Raw genomic sequence first — 2,367 nt, 5'->3', positions numbered from 1 at the left:
ATTAATTAGGATAATGATACCAAATTATTCAAAAAAAGAATATTGAAAAATCTTATGGGATTTTAATTTTGTGTTGCTGGAAATGACACAAAAAATACATAATATTCCCCATTGAATTCCACTATTATATTGTGGTTAGATTATGGAAGATGTTACTTATGGAATGAACAATCCCCAAGTTGAAACGTCTAATTTAACTGGAAGATGTTGGTGAGGTGCTCAAGTGAAAGAAATACTTCTGATTCTACTATTACAACTTATTTATGTTCCGATTTACACGTTGCGAACCATTTTCTTAGTAAAAAATATTACCATACTTGCCTCGATACTTGGTATAGCGGAAATGTTAATATACGTTTTTGGTTTATCCCTAGTATTTGGCGGTGACCAAAGCATACTCGCCATGGTTGTATATGCAGTCGGTTTTGGAATCGGAATAATTTTTGGTACGAAAATTGAGCAGAAACTTGCCATCGGTTTTATTAATGTAACCGTTAATACTCAAACCAAAAATGAACATTTGGTAGATACACTGAGGAACAACGGATTTGGTGTAACTCTTTATACGGGCGAGGGCAGGGATAGCAACCGTTATCGCATGGAAATTTTGACAAAACGCAATCGGGAACAAGAATTGATAGCAACCGTTGAAAAGTTTGAACCTAAGGCTTTCATCATTTCATATGAACCACGTTATTTTAAAGGTGGATTTTTATTGGATCGGTTGAAAAATAAAGCAAGCTGAATGAAATGTAAAAGCCCATCTTTTCAAGATGGGCTTTTGCATTATTTCGTTTTTGATTTTCTAATCTTCACAGCCCTCGTTACTGGTTGTTTTTTAATCCACTTTAAGTATTTTTTTAATGCTTCATCATCTTTCAGCAATAGCACGGTATTCAGTCGGAAGGCCAGCTCTCGGTTTGAATACAGGGCGTGAATCTGTTTGTGACAAGATTTACAGAGATAGGCAATGGGTAAATGGCTGCCGCCTAATTCTCTAGGTGTTAAATGATGGATGGTCAGTTCTATCTCATCCCTGTCACAAAGCTCACAAGTACCTTTCATTTCATAACTCGTCCATTATGGCTTTACGGATTTTCCTTCTTCAACAATATGAAACATCAAATGGGCAAGATGGTGGATTGGTCCATACTCTTCATTGTCATCATCTTCTTCATTCTCCGCTTCCACTTCATCCATCCCTTGTAAATAAAGAGCCATGAACTCATAAAAATCATTTTTAGTAAAGGAATAACAATCACTTGGATCCTGACTATCTTCTTCATACTGTAAAACTAGATGAGATAAATCACCCTCATCATCTTCAGCATCAAAAAAAACGAAATACCCGATATTTGTATCCAGTTCAAATAATCTGCGAAAACCGCGTGATGTTGATTTTTCAAACTCAGCCGACGTCAATTTTTGCACTTGCATGCTGTCTACATTATCTTCCTGATGAAAGCCCACGATAAATGTGTTCATAATCTAACCTCCTGTTGAATATGGATAACCATTAGTATCCCCATTTAACAGGATTTATTCGATTTAGAGATTTGCTTCCAAGACAACCGGGCAATGATCGCTGCCCATGACATCGCAGTGAATGTTAGCCTCTCTTAAGGAATCTGCCAAACGTTTTGAAACAATGAAATAATCGATTCTCCACCCAATATTCCGCTCTCTCACTTTAGCCATATATGACCACCAACTATAGGCACCTTCCCGGTCCGGATAAAAATGACGAAAAGTATCGATAAAACCTGCATCAAGTAATTCAGTCATCTTTCCGCGCTCTTCATTAGTGAAACCGGAATTCCCAATATTGGTTTTTGGGTTTTTTAAATCCAGCTCAGAATGTGCGACATTAAGGTCCCCACAAAAGATAACCGGCTTCACCAAGTCCAGTTCCTTAAGATAATTTATCATTTCATCTTCCCATTCGAGACGGTAATTAAGCCTGGATAAATCCCTTTTTGCATTGGGTGTATAAACATTCACCATATAAAATTTCTCGAATTCCAGTGTTATGATCCTGCCTTCCGGCTCCTCGTTCAGCTCCCCTACGCCATATTTGACGGAAAGCGGTTTTTCCTTCGTGAAAATGGCTGTACCGGAATATCCTTTTTTCAATGCATAATTCCAATATTGATGGTACCCTTCCAACTCAAGTGAAATCTGCCCTTCTTGTAGCTTAGTTTCTTGAAGGCAAAAAATATCTGCATCCACTTCTTTAAAGTAATCTAAAAATCCTTTTTTTACACAAGCCCTTATTCCATTCACATTCCAGGAAACCAATTTCATATTTTCTTTAATTCTCCTTATGGCCAATTAATTTCTTTACATTTCAACTATACTATTAATCTG

4 protein-coding genes are annotated in these 2,367 nt (G+C 36.9%); 1 reads left to right on the top strand and 3 read right to left on the bottom strand.

The window, feature by feature from the left end:
* Nucleotides 1-223 precede the first annotated feature (223 nt).
* A complete protein-coding gene (locus ACFVSH_RS25540; protein WP_034306915.1) occupies nucleotides 224-745 on the top strand; it encodes a DUF2179 domain-containing protein in 522 nt (173 codons plus the stop codon).
* Nucleotides 746-786: 41 nt separating this feature from the next.
* Here the strand turns inward: ACFVSH_RS25540 and ACFVSH_RS25535 are convergent, their stop codons facing one another.
* The 3 genes from ACFVSH_RS25535 to ACFVSH_RS25525 form a co-directional block, all read right to left on the bottom strand.
* Nucleotides 787-1,065 carry an HNH endonuclease gene (locus tag ACFVSH_RS25535; RefSeq protein ID WP_387598864.1) on the bottom strand — a complete coding sequence of 93 codons (279 nt, stop codon included), beginning with the start codon at nucleotides 1,063-1,065 and terminating at the stop codon, nucleotides 787-789.
* A 15-nt stretch (nucleotides 1,066-1,080) separates the two neighbouring features.
* The gene (locus ACFVSH_RS25530) at nucleotides 1,081-1,485 is read right to left on the bottom strand and encodes a cytosolic protein (protein WP_387598867.1); all 405 of its coding nucleotides are present in this window, start codon (nucleotides 1,483-1,485) and stop codon (nucleotides 1,081-1,083) included.
* A 63-nt stretch (nucleotides 1,486-1,548) separates the two neighbouring features.
* Nucleotides 1,549-2,304 (bottom strand): exodeoxyribonuclease III, encoded by a 756-nt coding sequence (locus tag ACFVSH_RS25525; protein ID WP_260288319.1) that lies wholly within the window; start codon nucleotides 2,302-2,304, stop codon nucleotides 1,549-1,551.
* Nucleotides 2,305-2,367: the final 63 nt, after the last annotated feature.

The sequence above is a fragment of the Peribacillus sp. NPDC058002 genome, from assembly GCF_042886655.1.
In the GTDB taxonomy this organism is placed as follows: Bacteria; Bacillota; Bacilli; order Bacillales; family DSM-1321; genus Peribacillus; species Peribacillus aracenensis.
This window is presented reverse-complemented; position numbering and strand designations above follow the sequence as displayed.

Coding starts and splice junctions, on each gene's coding strand:
- ACFVSH_RS25535 (WP_387598864.1), bottom strand. CDS start 1,065: ATGAAAGGTACTTGTGAGCTTTGTGACAGGGATGAGATAGAACTGACC.
- ACFVSH_RS25530 (WP_387598867.1), bottom strand. CDS start 1,485: ATGAACACATTTATCGTGGGCTTTCATCAGGAAGATAATGTAGACAGC.
- ACFVSH_RS25525 (WP_260288319.1), bottom strand. CDS start 2,304: ATGAAATTGGTTTCCTGGAATGTGAATGGAATAAGGGCTTGTGTAAAA.